14 protein-coding genes and 1 tRNA gene are annotated in these 17,119 nt (G+C 69.9%); 2 read left to right on the top strand and 13 right to left on the bottom strand.

Annotation, left to right across the window (positions count from 1 at the left end):
* Positions 1–12: 12 nt before the first annotated feature.
* From KIH31_RS07555 to KIH31_RS07545, 3 genes are all read right to left on the bottom strand, one after another.
* Positions 13–2,751 (bottom strand): LuxR C-terminal-related transcriptional regulator, encoded by a 2,739-nt coding sequence (locus KIH31_RS07555; RefSeq protein ID WP_214426478.1) that lies wholly within the window; start codon positions 2,749–2,751, stop codon positions 13–15.
* A gap of 133 nt (positions 2,752–2,884) precedes the next feature.
* Positions 2,885–3,469 (bottom strand): aminoacyl-tRNA hydrolase, encoded by a 585-nt coding sequence (gene pth / locus KIH31_RS07550; RefSeq protein ID WP_214426477.1) that lies wholly within the window; start codon positions 3,467–3,469, stop codon positions 2,885–2,887.
* Between the two features lie 23 nt (positions 3,470–3,492).
* Positions 3,493–4,125 (bottom strand): 50S ribosomal protein L25/general stress protein Ctc, encoded by a 633-nt coding sequence (locus KIH31_RS07545; protein WP_214426476.1) that lies wholly within the window; start codon positions 4,123–4,125, stop codon positions 3,493–3,495.
* Positions 4,126–4,458: 333 nt separating this feature from the next.
* Here KIH31_RS07545 and KIH31_RS07540 point away from each other — a divergent pair, with 333 nt between their 5' ends.
* Entirely contained in the window at positions 4,459–4,920 is a 462-nt protein-coding gene (locus tag KIH31_RS07540) for an SRPBCC family protein (RefSeq protein ID WP_214426475.1), read from the top strand.
* 82 nt (positions 4,921–5,002) lie between these two features.
* On the opposite strand, the gene KIH31_RS07535 is transcribed toward KIH31_RS07540, so the two are convergent.
* The 6 genes from KIH31_RS07535 to KIH31_RS07510 all read right to left on the bottom strand — a co-directional run bounded on the left by KIH31_RS07535 (position 5,003) and on the right by KIH31_RS07510 (position 10,981).
* Positions 5,003–5,719, bottom strand: coding sequence for a glycosyltransferase family 2 protein (locus tag KIH31_RS07535; RefSeq protein ID WP_214426474.1), 717 nt, complete (start codon positions 5,717–5,719; stop codon positions 5,003–5,005).
* Positions 5,716–7,167, bottom strand: coding sequence for a class I SAM-dependent methyltransferase (locus KIH31_RS07530; protein WP_214426473.1), 1,452 nt, complete (start codon positions 7,165–7,167; stop codon positions 5,716–5,718). The genes KIH31_RS07535 and KIH31_RS07530 overlap by 4 nt, the downstream gene beginning before the upstream one ends.
* Positions 7,161–8,285: an acyl-CoA dehydrogenase gene (locus tag KIH31_RS07525; RefSeq protein WP_214426472.1), complete on the bottom strand. Its 1,125-nt coding sequence runs from the start codon at positions 8,283–8,285 to the stop codon at positions 7,161–7,163. The genes KIH31_RS07530 and KIH31_RS07525 overlap by 7 nt, the downstream gene beginning before the upstream one ends.
* A gap of 68 nt (positions 8,286–8,353) precedes the next feature.
* Positions 8,354–9,334: a ribose-phosphate diphosphokinase gene (locus tag KIH31_RS07520; RefSeq protein WP_214426471.1), complete on the bottom strand. Its 981-nt coding sequence runs from the start codon at positions 9,332–9,334 to the stop codon at positions 8,354–8,356.
* Positions 9,331–10,803 (bottom strand): bifunctional UDP-N-acetylglucosamine diphosphorylase/glucosamine-1-phosphate N-acetyltransferase GlmU, encoded by a 1,473-nt coding sequence (gene glmU, locus KIH31_RS07515; protein ID WP_214426470.1) that lies wholly within the window; start codon positions 10,801–10,803, stop codon positions 9,331–9,333. Before glmU ends, KIH31_RS07520 begins: the two co-directional genes overlap by 4 nt.
* A gap of 106 nt (positions 10,804–10,909) precedes the next feature.
* A tRNA-Gln gene (locus KIH31_RS07510) sits at positions 10,910–10,981 on the bottom strand.
* A 94-nt stretch (positions 10,982–11,075) separates the two neighbouring features.
* Between KIH31_RS07510 and KIH31_RS07505 the strand changes: the two genes are divergently transcribed.
* A complete protein-coding gene (locus tag KIH31_RS07505) occupies positions 11,076–11,741 on the top strand; it encodes a TetR/AcrR family transcriptional regulator (protein WP_374224860.1) in 666 nt (221 codons plus the stop codon).
* Positions 11,742–11,876: 135 nt separating this feature from the next.
* Here the strand turns inward: KIH31_RS07505 and KIH31_RS07500 are convergent, their stop codons facing one another.
* From KIH31_RS07500 to KIH31_RS18300, 4 genes are all read right to left on the bottom strand, one after another.
* Entirely contained in the window at positions 11,877–13,703 is a 1,827-nt protein-coding gene (locus tag KIH31_RS07500) for an ABC-F family ATP-binding cassette domain-containing protein (protein ID WP_214426469.1), read from the bottom strand.
* A 36-nt stretch (positions 13,704–13,739) separates the two neighbouring features.
* Positions 13,740–14,702, bottom strand: a complete 963-nt coding sequence (locus KIH31_RS07495; protein ID WP_214426468.1) for a 4-(cytidine 5'-diphospho)-2-C-methyl-D-erythritol kinase — start codon at positions 14,700–14,702, stop codon at positions 13,740–13,742.
* Positions 14,703–14,765: 63 nt separating this feature from the next.
* The gene (gene rsmA / locus KIH31_RS07490) at positions 14,766–15,644 is read right to left on the bottom strand and encodes a 16S rRNA (adenine(1518)-N(6)/adenine(1519)-N(6))-dimethyltransferase RsmA (RefSeq protein ID WP_214426467.1); all 879 of its coding nucleotides are present in this window, start codon (positions 15,642–15,644) and stop codon (positions 14,766–14,768) included.
* A 91-nt stretch (positions 15,645–15,735) separates the two neighbouring features.
* A complete protein-coding gene (locus KIH31_RS18300) occupies positions 15,736–16,896 on the bottom strand; it encodes a resuscitation-promoting factor (RefSeq protein ID WP_214426466.1) in 1,161 nt (386 codons plus the stop codon).
* Positions 16,897–17,119 lie beyond the last annotated feature (223 nt).

Genomic DNA, 17,119 nt, shown 5'->3' with positions numbered 1-17,119 from the left:
CACCCCCTGGTTTCAGACAAGATCGACAAGATCGCTCCGCGAGGCCACGCCCAGCTTGGTGAACACCTGGTACAGGTGGCCCTCGACCGTCCGGATCGACACGCCGATCTGGGCGGCGATCTCCTTGTTGGAGCTGCCGCGGCCTGCCAGCCGGGCGACCTGGCGTTCGCGGGCCGTCAGCAGCGGCGCGCCCGTCCGCGGCGCGACGGGCAGGGCCGGCATCACACGGCTCAGGGCGTCCAGCCGCGTCTGGGCAACGCGCGCCGACGCCACATCGCCGGCGTCGCGGGCATAGTCGACCGCGAGCGCCATGCAGCGCGCCTCGACAGCGTCAAGGCTCAGTGCGCGCGCCGCCTCCCCCGCCTCCAGGAGCACCTTGGCCTTCTTGGTCCGGCTCCCCAGCGCCACCAGCCTGCCCAGCTCGGCAAGCGGCCCCTGCCGGTGGGCGGCCACTTCCTCGATCAGCCGGAATTCCTCCTCGGTGCCCGGCACGGTGGCGCCCAGCAGGCTGATGCCCGCCGTCGTCCAGCGGCCCGCGTCGATGTCCTGCCGGGCCGAGGCCAGCAGGCGCGCCTTCGCAGCGGGGTCCCCCAGCCAGCGGCGCGCCATCGCACCGCAAAAAGAGGCAGCCGACTGCGTCTGCCAGCTGGTCGGCCCCGGCGAGGCCACCATCAGTTCGAGGTACTTGTACGCCTGTGCGTGGTTGCCGGTCTGCGCGTACGCGAAAGCCGTGGCCGCGTACGCGACGATGAGAATGTTGCGGGTAGGACGCAGCTCGAGCTGGGCGATGCCGGAGAGCAGCGGGCCGAGCGCCTGCTGTCCCCTGCCCGCGTACACGTAGGTGAGCCCGAGCGACATTTCCGCGACCCCGCCGAAGAACTGGAGCCTGCCGGCGCTGTCCTCGAGGGCATTCTGCAGGATTGCCACGCATTGCTGCCACCTGCCGGTGAGCATGAGCGCCGCGAAATACTGGCCGAGGAACTCGTCGTACAGCTGGTCCAGCTCTGGTTCGTCCTTGAGGACGGCCCCGATCTCCGCGGCCAGCGCCAGGGCATCCATCTCCCTGCCCGTGATGCACCAACCGCCGATCAGGGCGATGCCGCACCGGAGCCGGAACTCTTCGTCCGTTTCCCCCGGTTCCTGGTACGCGCGCTCCAGCCGCGGGACGGCGGCGGCGTAGTCGCCGACGAAGCACAGGTAGTCCAGTTCCGCTAGTTCAAGCGCGTTCCGGGCGTGCAGCAGCTTCCCGGAGTCGACGGTTCCGGCCTCATCCAGGCACTCCGCCATCCGCAGACGCGCATTGTGCAGCAGCGCCGGGATGGACTCGCTGCTGTCGGGGATCCAGCTCAGCACCCGGCAGCGGATGACCACATAGTCCACGTAATCGCAGTCGGGAAGGCCAGTGGGACGGATAACCATCGCCTCATCCAGCACGGACAACGCCTCACGCGGCTGTTCGAGCAGGAGCAGCGCCTCGGCGCGGCGCAGCTGGGCCGGGAACCATTCGGCCGCCGAGGCATCAATGGATTCGGCGTGCTTGATCGCCAGTGCGGGGCTGAGCAGCCGCACGGCGGCTTCGACGGCGGCGAGGGCCAGCTCGGGGCTGACCTCCACGCCGCAGTCCTGGCTCCATGCGACATAGCCGAGCAAATCCCTGTCGGACATCGTCTCCGGGGAGAGCTCCGCGGCGCCCAGCAGCCGGGCAAAGAGTTCCCGTCGCCGCGGCGTCGGGAGCCAGCCGCGGACGGCGTCCCCGAAGTACGGTTCGCGCAGCGACACCCAGTGCCGGTCGCTGTGGTCGACGACGATCGTACCCTCATCCTCCATATCGGCGACGATGTCTGCTCCGTAGAGCATGGCCAGCTCGTTGAGCGAGACGTGCCGGGCGAGGGAGAGCATCTCGATGACTTCGCGTGCCTCGGGGGCTTGCCGCGCCCACCTCCCGCGGAACAGCTCCTCCACTCCGCCGCTGTTGTGCTGGGCAATCGGCTCCCGCAGGGTCCAGACTGAGCCCTTCAGCGCAAGGTTGCCGCCGCCCTGTTCCCGCACGACCAGGGACTGCAGGTAGAAAGGGTTCCCCCCGGAGGCCGTGTGCAGGCCGGCGGCGGTTCCCGCCGAAACCGGGCCGCCGAGGATCGCTGAGAGCACCTGCTTCGTCTGTTCGAGGCTGAGGTTGTGCAACGTGACGGACCCGAGCTGGCCTTCCTGCAGCAGCCAGTGGAAGTCAGGGGGGAGGTCCGCCGTGTTCTGGCACAGTGCCACCATCTTCGCGGAGCGCGTCAGCAGCAGGTGCATGACGACGCCGGTGCTCATCTCGTCCAGGGAGCCCGCGTTGTCGACGACGAGCACGACCGGCCGGTCACCGGCGTCGGCTTTGAGCAGGGCCGCCACCCCGTGCAGGACGGCTGTAGGGGAATCCGCGGAGCCGCGGGGCAGACGCGCGAGCAGGAAGCCCAGTCCGCCGTAGGGGGTGTTGGCTGTTGCCGACGAATTGCGCAGATGCAGGACCAGGTGCGTGGCGCCGAGGTCGGTGACCAGCGCACCGGCCATCGAGGACTTGCCCACGCCGGCGTCGCCGGTGATCACAACCCCGGCTTTGGACGGGTCGTTCAGGATGCTTTTGGCGAGGTCTTTTTCTGTTTCGCGCGCAAGAACGGACCAGTTGTGCCGGTCCGCCGCTGTTCCGCGGCCAGTGCCGGCCGTCCCTTGGGCTGCAGACGGAGTGGAGACCGCAGCCGTATTGAAGACCATATGTGCTCGACCCCTTGCACGTTGACCCAACCGGACGCCCCATGTCCGGCTGTTCCGCTTACCTTACCCATAAACCCCTGCGCAGCGGGAGGGTTGTTGCGGGAAAGGTTTGCCGGCGTCACGCGCCAGGGCCTCAGGCCCTGCTGGAGTGGAACTTCTGCTGCGTGGCCTGGAGTCCGTCCGTGATCAGCGCCTCGACGGCGTCCGCAGCCTCCGAGATGAGGAAGGGCAGGTCCTTCTTTTCGGCCGCCGCGAAGTCCTTCAGCACGAAGGTTGCGGCATCCATGCGGCCCGGAGGCCTGCCGACGCCGACGCGAACGCGGTGGTAGTCCTTGGTACCCAGCGCTTTGCTGATGTCGCGCAGGCCGTTGTGGCCGCCTTCGCCGCCGCCGAGCTTGAGCCGCACCTCGTTGAACGGGATGTCCAGCTCGTCGTGTACCGCGATGACGTTTGCGGCGGGGATGTCGAAGAATCGGGCCAGCCCTGCTGTGGGACCGCCCGATAGGTTCATGTACGTCAGAGGCTTCGCGAGCACCAGTTTGGGGCCGCCGATGCCCAGCCGGGCCTCGAGCACCTGGGCCCGCGCCTTGTGGGCCTTGAAGGTCCCTCCGAGCCGGGACGCCAGTTCGTCCAGGACCATCTGGCCGATGTTGTGCCGGTTATGACTGTAGTCGGGCCCGGGGTTCCCGAGCCCGACTACCAGCCAGGTGTTGCTCATGCGAGAGTGCCGACTACTGTCTATTACTCGGCGGGGGCCTCTTCGGCTGCTTTGGCAGCCTCTTCACCCTCAGCGGCCTCTGCGCCCTCAGCCGCGGGGGCTTCCTCGCCGAGGTCGGCGACAACGGGCTCGGAGACGTTCACGATCATCGTCTCGGCGTCGACCAGCAGGCTCACGCCGCTGGGGAGCTTGATGTCCGAAGCGTGGAGGTGCTGGCCGGGGGTGCGGCCTTCGACGTCGACCTCGAGGTGTGCGGGCACGTGCGTCGCCTCGGCCTCGACCGAGATGGTGGCGGCTTCCTGGGTGGCGACTGCGGTGGCGTCGACCTCGCCGGTGACGACGACGGGCACGTCAACCGTGACCTTCTCGCCGCGGCGGACGGTCAGCAGGTCAACGTGCTCGATGATCTGCAGGACCGGGTCACGCTGGACGTCCTTGACGAGCGCCAGGTGCTCCTCGCCGTCGACGTTCAGGGTCAGCAGGGCGTTGGCCGCACGGACCGCAATCATGGTCTGGTGGCCCGGCAGGTTCACGTGCAGGGGCTCTGCGCCGTGGCCGTAGATGACCGCGGGGATCTGGTGCGCGCGGCGGGCACGGCGGGCAGCGCCCTTGCCGAACTCGGTGCGCAGCTGGGCGTCAAGTTTGTGGTCAGCCATGGTTACTCCTCAGTGTTGCTTCGCTGGCAGCAAGGGCGCAGGTCCGGAACCGACCATCCACGCCATACGTGAAGGAGTTGCAGACCCAGTCGATAACGGAGCCGTCAGTGGACGGTGTCAGTCTCCCTCGCCAAGGTATCCGGAACAGTCTACCAGCCCGGCGGAGCACTTTCGCGCGGGGCCGGGGCTGCCGCCAGGCGCCCCGATGTCTCATTCCGCCAAAAAATAAGTAAACTTATCAAATAGTCTTGCGCACCCCTGTAGCGGCTTTATAGCGTCGAAACAGGGCCAGGCACAGGTCTGTCAGTGAAGGCAATCCCGAAGGAGAGTCAAATGGCAACGGTTACTGAATCCATCGATGTCCAGGTTCCGGTTTCGACCGCGTACAACCAGTGGACCCAGTTCGAGTCCTTCCCGCACTTCATGAACGGCGTTGAATCCATCACGCAGCAGGACGCGACGCATTCGCACTGGAAGACCAAAGTGGGCGGCGTCGAGCGAGAGTTCGACACCGAGATCACCGAGCAGCACCCTGATGAGCGGGTCGCGTGGAAGAGCACCGACGGCAAGGACCACGCCGGCGTCGTGACGTTCCACCGGCTCGGGGACAGCAGCACGCGGGTGACCGTGCAGCTGGACTGGCACCCGGAAACCTTCACCGAGAAGGTGGGTGCCGTGGTGGGCGCCGACGACCGCCAGGTGAAGTCGGACCTGACGCGGTTCAAGGAGTTCATCGAGAGCCAGGGCAGCGAGACCGGGGCGTGGCGCGGCGACGTAAGCGCACCCGGGCAGTAGCGCCTGGCTGTAGCGCCGAACCTGCTTCGGCATGACCGGGAGGGCCCGGCCGGAAACGGCCGGGCCCTCTTCGCGTCCGCCGTCAGGCAGTTTCGGAACGCAGGTAGTCCGCGAATCCGCCTCGGGCCCGCCCGTGCAGCCGCCCGGACGTCCGCACCCGGCAGCCGTCGGTGGCCCGCCAGACGGCGCCGAGCCGCTTCGCGGCGGCCACCAGCGCCCGGTCCTCGCCGTGCGCGAGAGGCTGGAAGCCGCCGGACCTGAGGTAGAGGTCCCCGCGGATGCCCAGGTTCGCCCCGAAAACGTGGCTGTGCCCGTCCGCAAGCTCGTGGGTCGACAGCCATACGGCGAGACGTGCCTGGTCGAGATCGGCCGGGTCCGGTTCCACGGTACCGGCCATCAGCTCGACGCCCGCGGCGGCGAGCGCTGCCTGGTGCACGAGCCAGTTGGCGGGGACCACACTGTCGGCATCGGTGTTGGCCAGCCACAGTCCCGCTGGGGGGAACGGTTCCTCGAGCGCGATCCGCGCCCCCAGTGCCCGCGCGGCACCGGCGCTGCCGGCCTCCACGCGCAGCGCCTTCGCTCCGGGTGAGGCGGCGACGGCGGCGGCGGACCCGTCGTCGCACTCGTCGAGGACCACCGTCACGCTGACCCTGACCGCAGGTTCAACCGCTGCCAGCTGCTCGCGGGCCCGGCGGACCGAGGCCAGGCAGCGCGGCAGCAGCTCCTCCTCGTTCCGGGCAGGGATCACCACGCTGATCGCGGCGGGGAGGGCAGCCTTCGGCGCGGGGGGTTGCCTCACAGCAGCCCCTCCGCACGGGCGACCGATATCGCCGGAGGCCGGACGAACACCTCGAGCAGGAAGTCTTCCTCCTCGTGCCGGGCCAGCAGCTCCAAGCCCGCCTCCGTGCTGAGCCGGCGGTGCACGTCGTCCCCGTCCAGCGGCCAGCCATGCACCGGATGCCGCCAGTGGCAGGCCACCAGCACTCCGTCCCGGGCGAGCGCGGCCAGGCAGCGCCGCACGAAGGCATCGAGTTGCTCCGCCGAGTAGTAGTACCCCACCTCTGAGGCGACGATCAGGTCGAAGGTCCCCGCCGGCCACTCCCCCGGTGTCTGAAGCCGCTCGAGCACGACGTTGGGCGTCCCCTCCAGCCGCCGGGCGGCATGCGTCAGTGCCTGCGCGCTGACGTCGACGGCGGTCAGCCGGTCGGTACGGGCCGCCAGCTCCCGGGTCAGCACCCCTACGGAGCAGCCCACCTCGAGGCCGGAGGCGAAACGTTCGCGCGGCAGGATGGCCAGAGTCAACGCCCGTTTGCGCTGTTCGTACCAGCTGGTGGTGTACCGCCAAGGGTCGTCGCTGCCGGCATGCAGCTGGTCGAAGACACCGGCCGCGTCCGGCACGGTTCCGGGCTGCGGCACGGTTTCCTCAACGCCGGACCATGCTGTCTCAGTGACGATCTCCCCGGGGAAGACCTCCGCAGTGGAAACCTGTCCGGGGAAGACCTCCTCGATGAAGACCTCGAAGGGCCGCTCGAAGTGCTCCTGCATGGCGCGGCTGAGCAGTGCTTCGTCCCCGGGCCGGTCCGAAAGCGGTTCAGTCTGGCTGACGTGGCGGGCCAGCGCCACCCGCTTCGCTGCCAGGGCCGCCGGCGGCAGGTCCAGCCGCCGGCACCGGTCCCACGGCACCTCCTGGGCGCCGGGGGTCCCCCAATGCCAGAGCCACACCGGATACTCCAGCAGCCGCGCTCCGGTGTCCGCCGCCACCCGTGCCGCGATCGCCCCGGCCGCGTCGTGGTCGGTGTGGCCGTCAGCTCGCCACGGCGCGGCCAGCAGCAGCCCGTTCTTTCCGCGGACGAGGGCCCGGAGGGCGGCCTCAGCCTCCGCCGCGTGGCCAGCGAGGCGCCCGTCCGGCAGCTCCAGCAGGTGAACGGCCGCCCCCGGCGCCGCCGCGGCCACTGCCGCGGCCACTTCGGCCCGGCGGACAGCGGCCAGCTCGGCAGGCGTCCGGGTCGGAGATGCGGGGTGGGAGGCCTCGCCGTTGGTGGCCACCACGACGTCGACGGCACTCCCGGCGGCTGCCGCGGCGGCCAGCAGGCCTCCGGCACCGAGCGACTCGTCGTCCGGATGGGCAGCGAACAGCACCAGATGCCGCACGCCAGCGAGGTCAAGCGGCGGCAAACCGTCCAGGCCTCCGTCGGCGAGCCATGCCGCCTCCGGCGTGCCGGCGTCGAGGTGGCTGAAACTCACCATGGTGTTGTTCCGCGGGCCAGGAGTGCCTGGCCCAGCGCCGCACGGTCGCGCTCCGCGTGGTCCTGGCGGACGTAGAGCTGCAGGTCGGCGACCCGCCGGGCGTGCGCGGCTTCGAACGCCAGCGGTGCCGGGCCGAGCGCGTGCGCCACCTGGGCGAGCACTTCCTCGGCGGCGGCGGCCACCACGGCGCGGACCCGGTGTGCCAGCAGCGCGCCCTCGGAGGCCGCGGCTTCCCCGGCATCCACGAGTCGGGCGGCCTCCAGCAAGGCACAGCGGGCTGAGGCCAGGGCCGCATCGACGGCGCCCAGCTGGAACAGGCCGATCTGGTCCGGGTGGCTGGTGCTGTACTTCTGCCAGAGCCGGCGCGCGACCCCGACGGCACCTCCGTACCAGACGGCGGCGACGCCGATCCCGCCCCAGGCGAAGCCCGGCCGGTCGAGGTACCAGCCGTCCGGTCCGACGGGTACGGCCGGGACGCCGTCAAACCTCACTGGCCCGCTGGCGATTCCGGCCAGCCCGTGGGCGGCCCAGTTCCCCGGCCGGACCTCCACTCCCGGCCCGCGCAGGCGGACGGCGAAGGCGCGCCGACGGGTATCGCCCGTGTGGGCAGTGACCACGGCGTGCGACAAGTGGGCAGCGAGCGAGCACCAGGGCTTGACGCCGTCGAGGCGCCAGCCGGTGTCGGTCAGCGTGGCCTCCAAGCGAAGGTCCGGCGCCTCGGCGGCGAAGACGCCCCAACTGCTGGCCGCGTCTTCCTCCAGGCTGGAGAAATCCATCGGCCCGGCTTGGCGCAGGATGGCGAGCGCATCCAGATGCGGCTCGACCACGCGGGCGACGCTCAGGTCCGCGGCGGCAATGGTGGCCAGCTGCTCCCAGAGCAGCTGCGTGTACCCCTCGCCGGGCGGAGGCGCGGTCAGCCCCAGCTCCACCGCCAGGTCCAGCGCTCCGGGCAGGAATGCCTCGGCGTCAGCCCGCGGATCGGGGGCCAGGGCCACGGCCCTGTCCCCGAGGCCGTCGAGGAAGTCCCGGTCAACGGTGGCGCCGCCCAGCAGGACCGCGCCCGCTCTTTCGGCGCCGCCGGGGCCGTGCTGTTCCCGCGCGGGGATTCCGATGCTCATAAGCGCTAAGGCTACTGAGTAAATCCCCGCCGTCGAAACCCGTCCCCCGGCGCGCCGCTCCCGCTAGGTCAGCTCGCGCCGTCGAACAGGCTGGTGACGGACCCGTCGTCGAACACCTCGCGGATCGCGCGGGCGATCAGCGGGGCGATGGAAAGCACGGTCAGCTGCGGGAACCGCTTCTCCGCAGGGATGGGGAGCGTGTTGGTGACCACGACCTCCCGGGCCCCGGACTCGGAGAGCGTGCGGGCCGCCGGGTCCGAGAACACCGCGTGCGTCGCTGCGATGATGACGTCCTTCGCGCCGGCGCTCTTGAGCACCTGGACGGCGCCGGCGATGGTGCCGCCGGTGTCGATCATGTCGTCGATCAGCACGCAGGTGCGGCCCTCGATCTGGCCGACGACCTGCTTCGAGACAGCCTTGTTCGGCACGGTCAGGTCCCGGCTCTTGTGCACGAACGCCAGCGGGGCGCCCCCGAGGCGCTCGGCCCACTGCTCGGCCACCCGCACCCGGCCGGTGTCCGGCGAGACGACGGTGATGTTGTCCGCATCCACGCGGGTGCGGATGTAGTCCGCCAGCAGCGGGATCGCCATCAGATGGTCCACCGGTCCGTCGAAGAAGCCCTGGATCTGCGCGGTGTGCAGGTCCACGGACATCAGCCGGTTGGCGCCGGCGGTCTTGTACAGGTCCGCCACCAGGCGGGCGGAGATCGGTTCGCGGCCGCGGCCCTTCTTGTCCTGGCGGGCGTAAGGGTAGAACGGGGAAACCACGGTGATCCGCTTCGCAGACGCCCGCTTGAGCGAGTCGATCATGATCAGCTGTTCCATCAGCCAGTTGTTCAGCGGCGCCGGGTGGGCCTGGATCACGAACGCGTCGGTGCCGCGCACGCTCTCGGCGGCGCGCACGTAGATCTCGCCGTTGGCGAAGTCGTAGGCGTTGATGGGCAACAGTTCGGTGCCCAGGTCCTTGGCGATTTGTTCGGCCAGTTCGGGGTGTGCCCGGCCGGCGGCCAGAACCAGCTTCTTTTCGCCGTGTGCCGTGATTTCGCTCATGAAGGATCGCTTTCTAAGGAGATATCGTCGGTCGCTGAAGCTTTTTCGGCCGCGGTGGCGGCGGGGGTGCCGGGCCGGTTGGCAAGAACCCAGCCGTCCAGGTTGCGCTGCGGCGCCACATTGATGGCGAGCGCGCCGGCGGGGACGTCCTTGCGGATCACAGTGCCGGCACCGCTGTAGGCGCCGTCGCCGATGGTGACAGGGGCGACATACATGTTGTCGCTGCCCATCCGCACGTGGGACCCGACGGTGGTGTGGTGCTTGTTCACGCCGTCGTAGTTCACGAAGACGGACGCAGCCCCGATGTTGGAGTCCTCGCCGATGGTGGCGTCGCCGACGTAGCTCAGGTGCGGCACCTTGGAGCGGGCGCCGATGTGTGCGTTCTTGGTCTCCACGAAGGTGCCGATCTTGCCCGCCTCGCCCAGCACGGTGCCGGGGCGCAGGAAGGCGAAGGGTCCGACCGTGGCCCGCGGCCCGATGACGGCGCCGGAGCCGTGCGTCCTGACGACCTCGGCGCCTTCACCGATCTGGACGTCCGTCAGGGTGGTGTCCGGGCCGACGACGGCGTCGCGCGCCACCGTGGTGCGGCCCTTGAGCTGCGTGCCCGGCAGCAGCGTGACGTCCTCGGCCAGTTCGACTGTCGATTCGATCCAGGTGGTGGCCGGGTCGACCACCGTGACGCCCGCGCGCATCCACTTCTGCACGATCCGGCGGTTGTGCTCGGCTCCGAGGGCGGCCAGTTGCACGCGGTCGTTCGCGCCTTCGACCTGCCAGCGGTCTTCGGTGGCGACGGCGGCGACCCGGCCGCCCTCGTCCCGCGCCAGTGCCAGCACGTCCGTGAGGTACTTCTCGCCCTGCACGTTCTCGGTCGTGACCTTGGCGAGCGCACGGCGGAGCACGTCAGCCTCGAACGCGTAGATCCCGGAGTTGACCTCGTTGATGCCGCGCTCGTCGTCGGTGGCGTCCTTGTGTTCGCGGATCCCGGTCACCGTGCCGTCCCCGGCGCGCAGGATCCGGCCGTAGCCCGTGGCGTCCTCGAGGATGGCGGTGAGCACCGTCACCGCGTTGCCCGCTGCCTGGTGGCTGCCGACGAGTTCCTCGAGCAGTTCACTGGTCAGCAGCGGGACGTCGCCATACGTGACGACGACGGTGCCCTGCACGGGAGCTCCGGCGTCGAGCGCCTCAAGCGCGACCTCGACCGCGCGGCCGGTGCCGGGGACGTCGTCCTGGTCCACGATGATCGCCTCCGGGTCCAGCGCCGCGACGTGCTCGGCCACCTGGTCCCGTTCGTGGCGGACCGTGACGGCGAGTTTGGCCGGCTCCAGGCCGCGGGCGGCTTCGAGGGCGTGGGCGATCATCGACCGGCCGCCCAGCGGGTGCAGGATCTTGGGGGTGCGGGACTTCATCCGGGTCCCGGCCCCGGCTGCCAGCACGATCACCGCGGCTGTCTCGACACTGACTGAGGTCATGAAAAGGGCACTCCTCGCTCGGTCCAGACCGGAAAACACGCGTGTCCGGCCGCGGGGGACTTGGTCTGCCACCCGCCCGGCACCGCTCGGCGCCGGCGATTGACAGTTCCGCCCATAGGATTCGAACCTATACTCCACGGCTCCAAAGGCCGGGGTGCTGCCGTTACACCAGAGCGGACCGTGCCTGCAGACGGTCGCCCGCACGCACAAAAAACTAGTTTGCCATGCGGCCGCGGCAGGGCGCGACTTGGCAGGACCCCCCGGAGACTGTGATGGGGCATGATGGAGGGGTGACTACAACTGCTCGCGCCGCGGTGGGCCCGGTCCGCTTGCGGATGACGGGCGTCCAGCGCCGCACCCAGTTGATCCAGGTTTCCCGGGGGCTGTTCGCGATCCGCGGTCTCGACGGCACCACCATCGAGGACATTGCCGCCGCTGCCGGTGTCTCCAAGCCGGTCATCTATGAGCACTTCGGCTCCAAGGAAGGCCTGTTCCGGCAGGTCGTGGACGAAGAATTCCACATTCTGCTCGCGGCCATCACCGGCGCGCTGGCGGAGGAGGCCGGCCCGCGGGTGCTGCTCGAGCGCGCCGCCCTGGCGCTGCTGACCTACATCGAGGACCGGACCGACGGGTTCAGGATCCTGATGCGCGACGCTCCGCCCTCGCAGCCGGAAACCGCCTTTTCCACGCTGCTGTCGAAGGTTGCGGCACGGGTAGAGCACATCCTCTCCGACGAGTTCGCCCGCCGCGGCTTCAGCGCCGACGACGGTGCGATGTACGCGCAGATGCTGGTCGGCATGGTGGCGATGACCGGGCAGTGGTGGCTGGACAGCCGCGCGCCGGACAAGCACGCCGTCGCGGCCCATCTGGTGAACCTGGCCTGGAACGGCCTGACGGGGCTGAAGCAGAACCCCCGCCTGCGGTCCTTGACGGACTAGTCCGCACCGACCGGTGGCGCGCTCCGGATAGGAAACCGGACCGCCGATAGGGAAATTTCGCTCACGCCGGTCCGGGTTGCCAACGCGCGAGTCCGGGTTGCCAACGCGCCGGTCCGGGATGCCAACGGCCTGCCCCTACTCGAGGAACTCGGACGCGGCCAGCCACTCCTCCTCGAGCTGTTCCTGCTCCGTTCCGAGCTTCTGCAGCTTCGTGTTCAGCTCCGCGAGGACCTCGAAGTCAGGACCGCCCGCGGCGTTCGTGGCCTCGGCCATCTGCGCCTGCAGCCGGTCCGCCTGTTGGCTGAGCTTGCCCAGTTGGCGTTCAATCCGGGTCAGGTCCTTGCGGGCTTCGCGCTTCTGCGCTTCCGAGCTTCCACCGCTCGCCGCTCCTGCCCCGCTCCCTGCAGCCGCCGGAGCCTGGGCAGCCGCCGGGGACGAGCCCGCCGACTGCAGCGCCGCCTTGCGTAGTTCCAGGTACTGGTCCACGCCGCCCGGAAGGTCCCGCAGCTTCCCGTCCCCGAGCAGCGCCATCTGGTGGTCGGTGACACGCTCCAGCAGGTAGCGGTCGTGCGAGACCACGACGAGCGTCCCGGGCCAGCCGTCCAGCACGTCCTCCACGGCGGCCAGTGTGTCCGTGTCCAGGTCGTTGGTCGGCTCGTCGAGCATCAGCACGTTCGGCTCGCCCACGAGCAGGCGCAGCAGCTGCAGCCGGCGCCGTTCACCGCCGGAGAGGTCGCGGACCGGGGTCCACTGCCGCTGGTTGCTGAAGCCGAGCTGCTCCACCAGCTGGCCGGCTGAGAGCTCCCGGCCGCCGACGGAGAACACCCGCTTCTCGCGTTCGATCACCTCGATGACCCGCAGGTCGGCAACGTCGTCGAGTTCGCGCACTTCCTGGCTGAGCACGGCGGTCTGCACGGTCTTGCCGCGCTTCATCCGGCCCGACGTCGGCGCGATCTCCGAATTGAGCAGGCGCAGCAGGGTGGTTTTGCCGGCACCGTTGACGCCGACCAGGCCCAGCCGCTCCCCCGGCGCCAGCCGCAGGGTGATGTTCTTGAAGATGGGCCCCCCGTCGCCGAGCTGGAGGGTCACGTTCTCCAGGTCCAGCACATCCTTGCCCAGGCGCGCCGTCGCCATCTTGCTCAGCGCCAGGCTGTCACGCGGTTCGGGGACGTCGGAGATCAGCTCGTTGGCCGCCTCGATCCGGAACTTGGGCTTCGAGGTCCGCGCCGGCGCACCGCGGCGCAGCCAGGCCAGCTCCTTCTTGATCAGGTTCTGCCGCTTACCCTCGACGACGGCGGCCATCCGGTCTCGTTCGGCGCGGGCGAGCACATAGGCCGCGTAGCCGCCGTCGAACGGTTCGACGATGCCGTCATGGACTTCCCAGGTGCGGTTGCAGACCTCGTCGAGGAACCAGCGGTCGTGCGTGACGACGAGCAGGCCGCCGTCGGCGGGCCGCCAGCGCGTCGTCAGATGCTCGGCGAGCCAGGCCACGCCCTCGACGTCGAGGTGGTTCGTCGGCTCGTCGAGCATCACCACGTCGTGCGGCTGGATGAGCAGTTTGGCCAGGGCCACGCGGCGGCGCTGGCCGCCGGAGAGCGAACTGACGACGGCGTGCCAGTCGACGTCCTCCACGAGGCCGCCCATGATGTCGCGGATGGCGGGGTTCGCCGCCCATTCGTGGTCTGCCGCGTCGCCGACGATCGCCCGGCCGACGCTGAGGTCGCCGTCGAGCACGTCCGACTGGTCCAGGAAGCCGACATTGACGTCGCGGCGCTTGGTCACGCGCCCGGAGTCGGGGGTGGACCGGCCGGCGAGCAGGCGCATGAGGGTCGATTTTCCGTCACCGTTGCGGCCGACGACGCCGATCCGGTCCCCTTCCTCGAGACCGAGGGTGACGCCGTCGAGGACGGTGCGGGTCGCGAACGAAACGGTCAGGTTCTCACCGCCGAGCAGGTGTGCCACGGAAACAACTCTCTGGTTTTGGTGCGTGGAAAGGAACTACAGAAGCGTATCGGAGATGATCTTCGCCCCCTGCACGGGCCCGTGGACAGCGAGCGCTTCCACGCCCTCGGCGCCGAGCCGGTCCACCAGGTCCATGGCGGCTTCGTCGTCGGCGGCCAGCACCGCGACTGTGGGGCCGGAGCCCGAGACGATGGCGGCGAGCGCCCCGGCGCGTTCGACCTGTTCCAAGGTGGCGCGCAGGCCCGGCGCCAGATGCAGTGCGGCCGGCTGCAGGTCGTTCACCAGCGCGTCGCCAAGCACGCCCGCGTCGCCGGCGCGCATCGCCTTGAGCACCTGCGGGTCCACTTCCGTCGGCGCATCGGGCTCGATGCCCTGCTCGCGGCGCAGCCGGTCCAGGGTGCGGTAGACCTCCGGCGTGGAGAGGCCGTACGCGGCGGGCACCAGCACCCAGTTCAGCCTGGTCTTGGCCAGCGCCGGGGTGAGCCGGTCCCCGGTTCCGAGGCCGACGGCGGTGCCGCCGAGCAGTGCGAAGGGCACGTCCGCGCCCAGCTCCGATGCCAGGTGTGCCAGCTCCTCGCGGGACAGCCCGCTGTTCCAGAGCGCGTCGCAGGCCAGCAGCGTTGCCGCCGCGTCCGCGGAGCCGCCGCCCATGCCGCCCGCGACCGGGACGCGTTTGGTGATCTCCAGATGCACCCCGCTGGGATGCTCGGTCACTTCCGCCATGAGCGCCGCGGCGCGGTAGGTGAGATTGCGGTGGTCCAGCGGCATGTCGAGTCCGGACAGGTCGAGCGTGCTGCGGCTGTCCAGGCCCACGGTGATGCCGGGTTCTTCGGTGGAGGTGGCAGCGACCTCCTCGTACAGGGAGACCGCGAGGTAGACGCTCGCCACCGAGTGGTAGCCGTCCTCGCGCAGCGGGCCGACGCGGAAGGAGACGTTGATTTTGCCCGGGGCACGCACGCGCACCGTCCTGGCGGTGAACTTCTCCCGTGCTGCGCTCATGGTTACCAACTTAGAGGACGCCCTCGGAGCCCACCAAGCTGCCCGGCGGCTGTGACGGCCGCGTCAGAGCGCGGCGTGGAGGCTGAGCCGGGCCGCGGCGATGCGGGCGAAATCCTCGATCGCGAGGACCTCGCCGCGGGCCGTGGGGTCCACGCCTGCGGCCCGCAGGCACTCCTCGGCCGCCGGCGCGGAGCCCGCCCAGCGGGCCAGGGCTGCCCGCAAGGTCTTGCGGCGCTGGGCGAAGGCGGCATCAATGACGGCGAAGACCTCAGCACGGGACGCCTTGGTGACGGGGGGTTCCCGGCGGGTGAAGGCCACCAGGCCGGAGGCGATCTTGGGCGCGGGCCAGAAGACATTCATGCCGATGACGCCGGCCTTGCGCATGCTGCTGTACCAGGCGGCTTTGACGGAGGGCACCCCGTAGACCCGCGATCCCGGCCCCGCTGCGAGCCGGTCCGCCACTTCGTCCTGGACCATGACCAGGCCGTGGCGCAGCGAGGGGAAGTGTTCGAGCAGGTGCAGCACCACGGGCACGGCCACGTTGTAGGGCAGGTTGGCGACCAGCGCGGCCGGTTCCTGCGGCAGGCTGGTGACCTTGAGCGCGTCCGCAAGCACGACGTCGAGATGGCCGGCGAGGTCGGGCCGCCATTCCGCCACGGTGGCCGGTAGCCGGGCCGCGAGCGCCGGGTCGATTTCGACCGCGACGACGGATTTCGCGGCGTCCAGCAGGCCCAGCGTGAGCGAACCCAGGCCCGGGCCCACTTCCAGGACCGTCTCCTCCGGATCGACCGCGGCAGCGGCCACGATGCGGCGGATGGTGTTTCCGTCAATCACGAAGTTCTGCCCCAGCGTCTTCGTGGGGCGGATCCCCAGTTCCTCAGCGAGGCGTCGGATGTCGGCGGCGCCAAGCAGCGGCCTGGGGGCGTCGGCTGAGGAAGTCACTGCTCCATGGTAGCCGCAGGCCGGGCGGCGCTCCTGCGCCGCCCGGCCTGTTGACGGGACCGGTCTTTCCCTGAGGAGGCTGCGCCGTTCCTTAGGAGGCAGCGCCGGCGCAGCCCCACGGGCCGAGCCCTCGCTGGGCGTAGACGCGGTTGGCGACGGCGATCTGCTGTTCCCTGCTGGCCAAGTCGGCGCGGGGGGCGTAGCTGCCCCCGCCCGCACCGAGCCAGGTCTGGTTGTCGAACTGCAGGCCGCCGTAGTAGCCGTTGCCGCTGTTGATGTGCCAGTTGCCGCTGGATTCGCACTGGGCGATCTTGTCCCACATGGCCGCGTTCATGACGGCCGGGGCTGCCGCGCCGCCCTTGCTGGCGGTCGGGTCCGGGGTGGTGGCGGCCGGACGGTCCTTGGTGCCGACGGTGACCTTCTTGGTCACGGGCTGGACAGTCACCGTCTCGGACGCGAGAGTGCGGCTGACTTCGCGGCCGTCGACGCGGACCACGGTGTAGGTCTTGGCAACCTTGCCGGGGACACCTGCCTGGGTGACCTTCTGCTCGTCCTTGAACAGGTCGGGGCTCTGGGTGGTCTCGGTCTGGAATGCCACGTCCTCGGTGACGGTGGCGGTCTTTGAGGTGTCGACGCGGGAAACCTTGATCACCATTTCGTCGATCACGGGGGCCGAGGCCGGCTGCGACACCCGGTCAGTGGCGCCGAGGCTGATGCCGGCGTCGTGCAGCACCTGGCCGACGCTGAGGGCGGTGGTGGTCTTGGCGAGGCTCTTGCCGTCCACGACGACGCGGACGTCCTTCGGGGTGGTGATCGCGACGAAGCTTCCGGTCGCTGCCAGCTGCATGTCGCGCGGCGCCGAGACAACGGCCCGCGGCGCCACGCGCAACTCGCTGACGAGGCCGCCGACGGTGGCCGAGGTGGTCTCCACCTGGCGGCTGGCCCCGTTGAGGCTGACGGTCACCTTCTTGACGGTGTTCACCTGGATGACGGCGCCGGGCGCGACGTTGGCGTCAAGCGCCGGGCTGACCCGGTCCGCGGACCTGAGGTCCACGTTGGCGGTGCGGAGTACCTGGTCGACAGTTCCGCCGAATGTCTGTACCGAACTGACCTGGCCGTCGACATTGACGGTGACGGTCTTGCTGTTGCCCACGAAGGCCACGAGACCCATCACGAGAGCCAGGAGAACCACTGCCTGCCCGGCAATTTTGACGACGCTCGGCTTTCCGCCGGAGGTGAATAAGTTGACCACTATGACCCGTACCTACTAGAGCATCCGGGCACGGGGATAACGCATCGACCCCGCCGCGGAACCGGCCGAAGCCGTGCCGCAGCGGATGGGTGCGCCGCCAACTCCTGTTTTCGGGCGCGCCCATCCGCCTGCGGTTTCCCGCTGCGAACGGCACTCCCGGGGCACGTGGAACTGCGAACAAACCGCGCCCGAAACCGGAGTGAAATTACCCGGTGGCCTTCCC

Origin of the sequence: Paenarthrobacter sp. DKR-5 (genome assembly GCF_018531425.1) — a bacterium.
GTDB lineage: Bacteria > Actinomycetota > Actinomycetes > Actinomycetales > Micrococcaceae > DKR-5.
This window is presented reverse-complemented; position numbering and strand designations above follow the sequence as displayed.

Excerpts from the sequence above, each read along its gene's own strand:
- KIH31_RS07555 (WP_214426478.1), bottom strand. The coding sequence starts at position 2,751 with ATGGTCTTCAATACGGCTGCGGTCTCCACTCCGTCTGCAGCCCAAGGG.
- pth (WP_214426477.1), bottom strand. The coding sequence starts at position 3,469 with ATGAGCAACACCTGGCTGGTAGTCGGGCTCGGGAACCCCGGGCCCGAC.
- KIH31_RS07545 (WP_214426476.1), bottom strand. The coding sequence starts at position 4,125 with ATGGCTGACCACAAACTTGACGCCCAGCTGCGCACCGAGTTCGGCAAG.
- KIH31_RS07540 (WP_214426475.1), top strand. The coding sequence starts at position 4,459 with ATGGCAACGGTTACTGAATCCATCGATGTCCAGGTTCCGGTTTCGACC.
- KIH31_RS07530 (WP_214426473.1), bottom strand. The coding sequence starts at position 7,167 with ATGGTGAGTTTCAGCCACCTCGACGCCGGCACGCCGGAGGCGGCATGG.
- KIH31_RS07525 (WP_214426472.1), bottom strand. The coding sequence starts at position 8,285 with ATGAGCATCGGAATCCCCGCGCGGGAACAGCACGGCCCCGGCGGCGCC.
- KIH31_RS07520 (WP_214426471.1), bottom strand. The coding sequence starts at position 9,334 with ATGAGCGAAATCACGGCACACGGCGAAAAGAAGCTGGTTCTGGCCGCC.
- glmU (WP_214426470.1), bottom strand. The coding sequence starts at position 10,803 with ATGACCTCAGTCAGTGTCGAGACAGCCGCGGTGATCGTGCTGGCAGCC.
- KIH31_RS07505 (WP_374224860.1), top strand. The coding sequence starts at position 11,076 with ATGGGGCATGATGGAGGGGTGACTACAACTGCTCGCGCCGCGGTGGGC.
- KIH31_RS07495 (WP_214426468.1), bottom strand. The coding sequence starts at position 14,702 with ATGAGCGCAGCACGGGAGAAGTTCACCGCCAGGACGGTGCGCGTGCGT.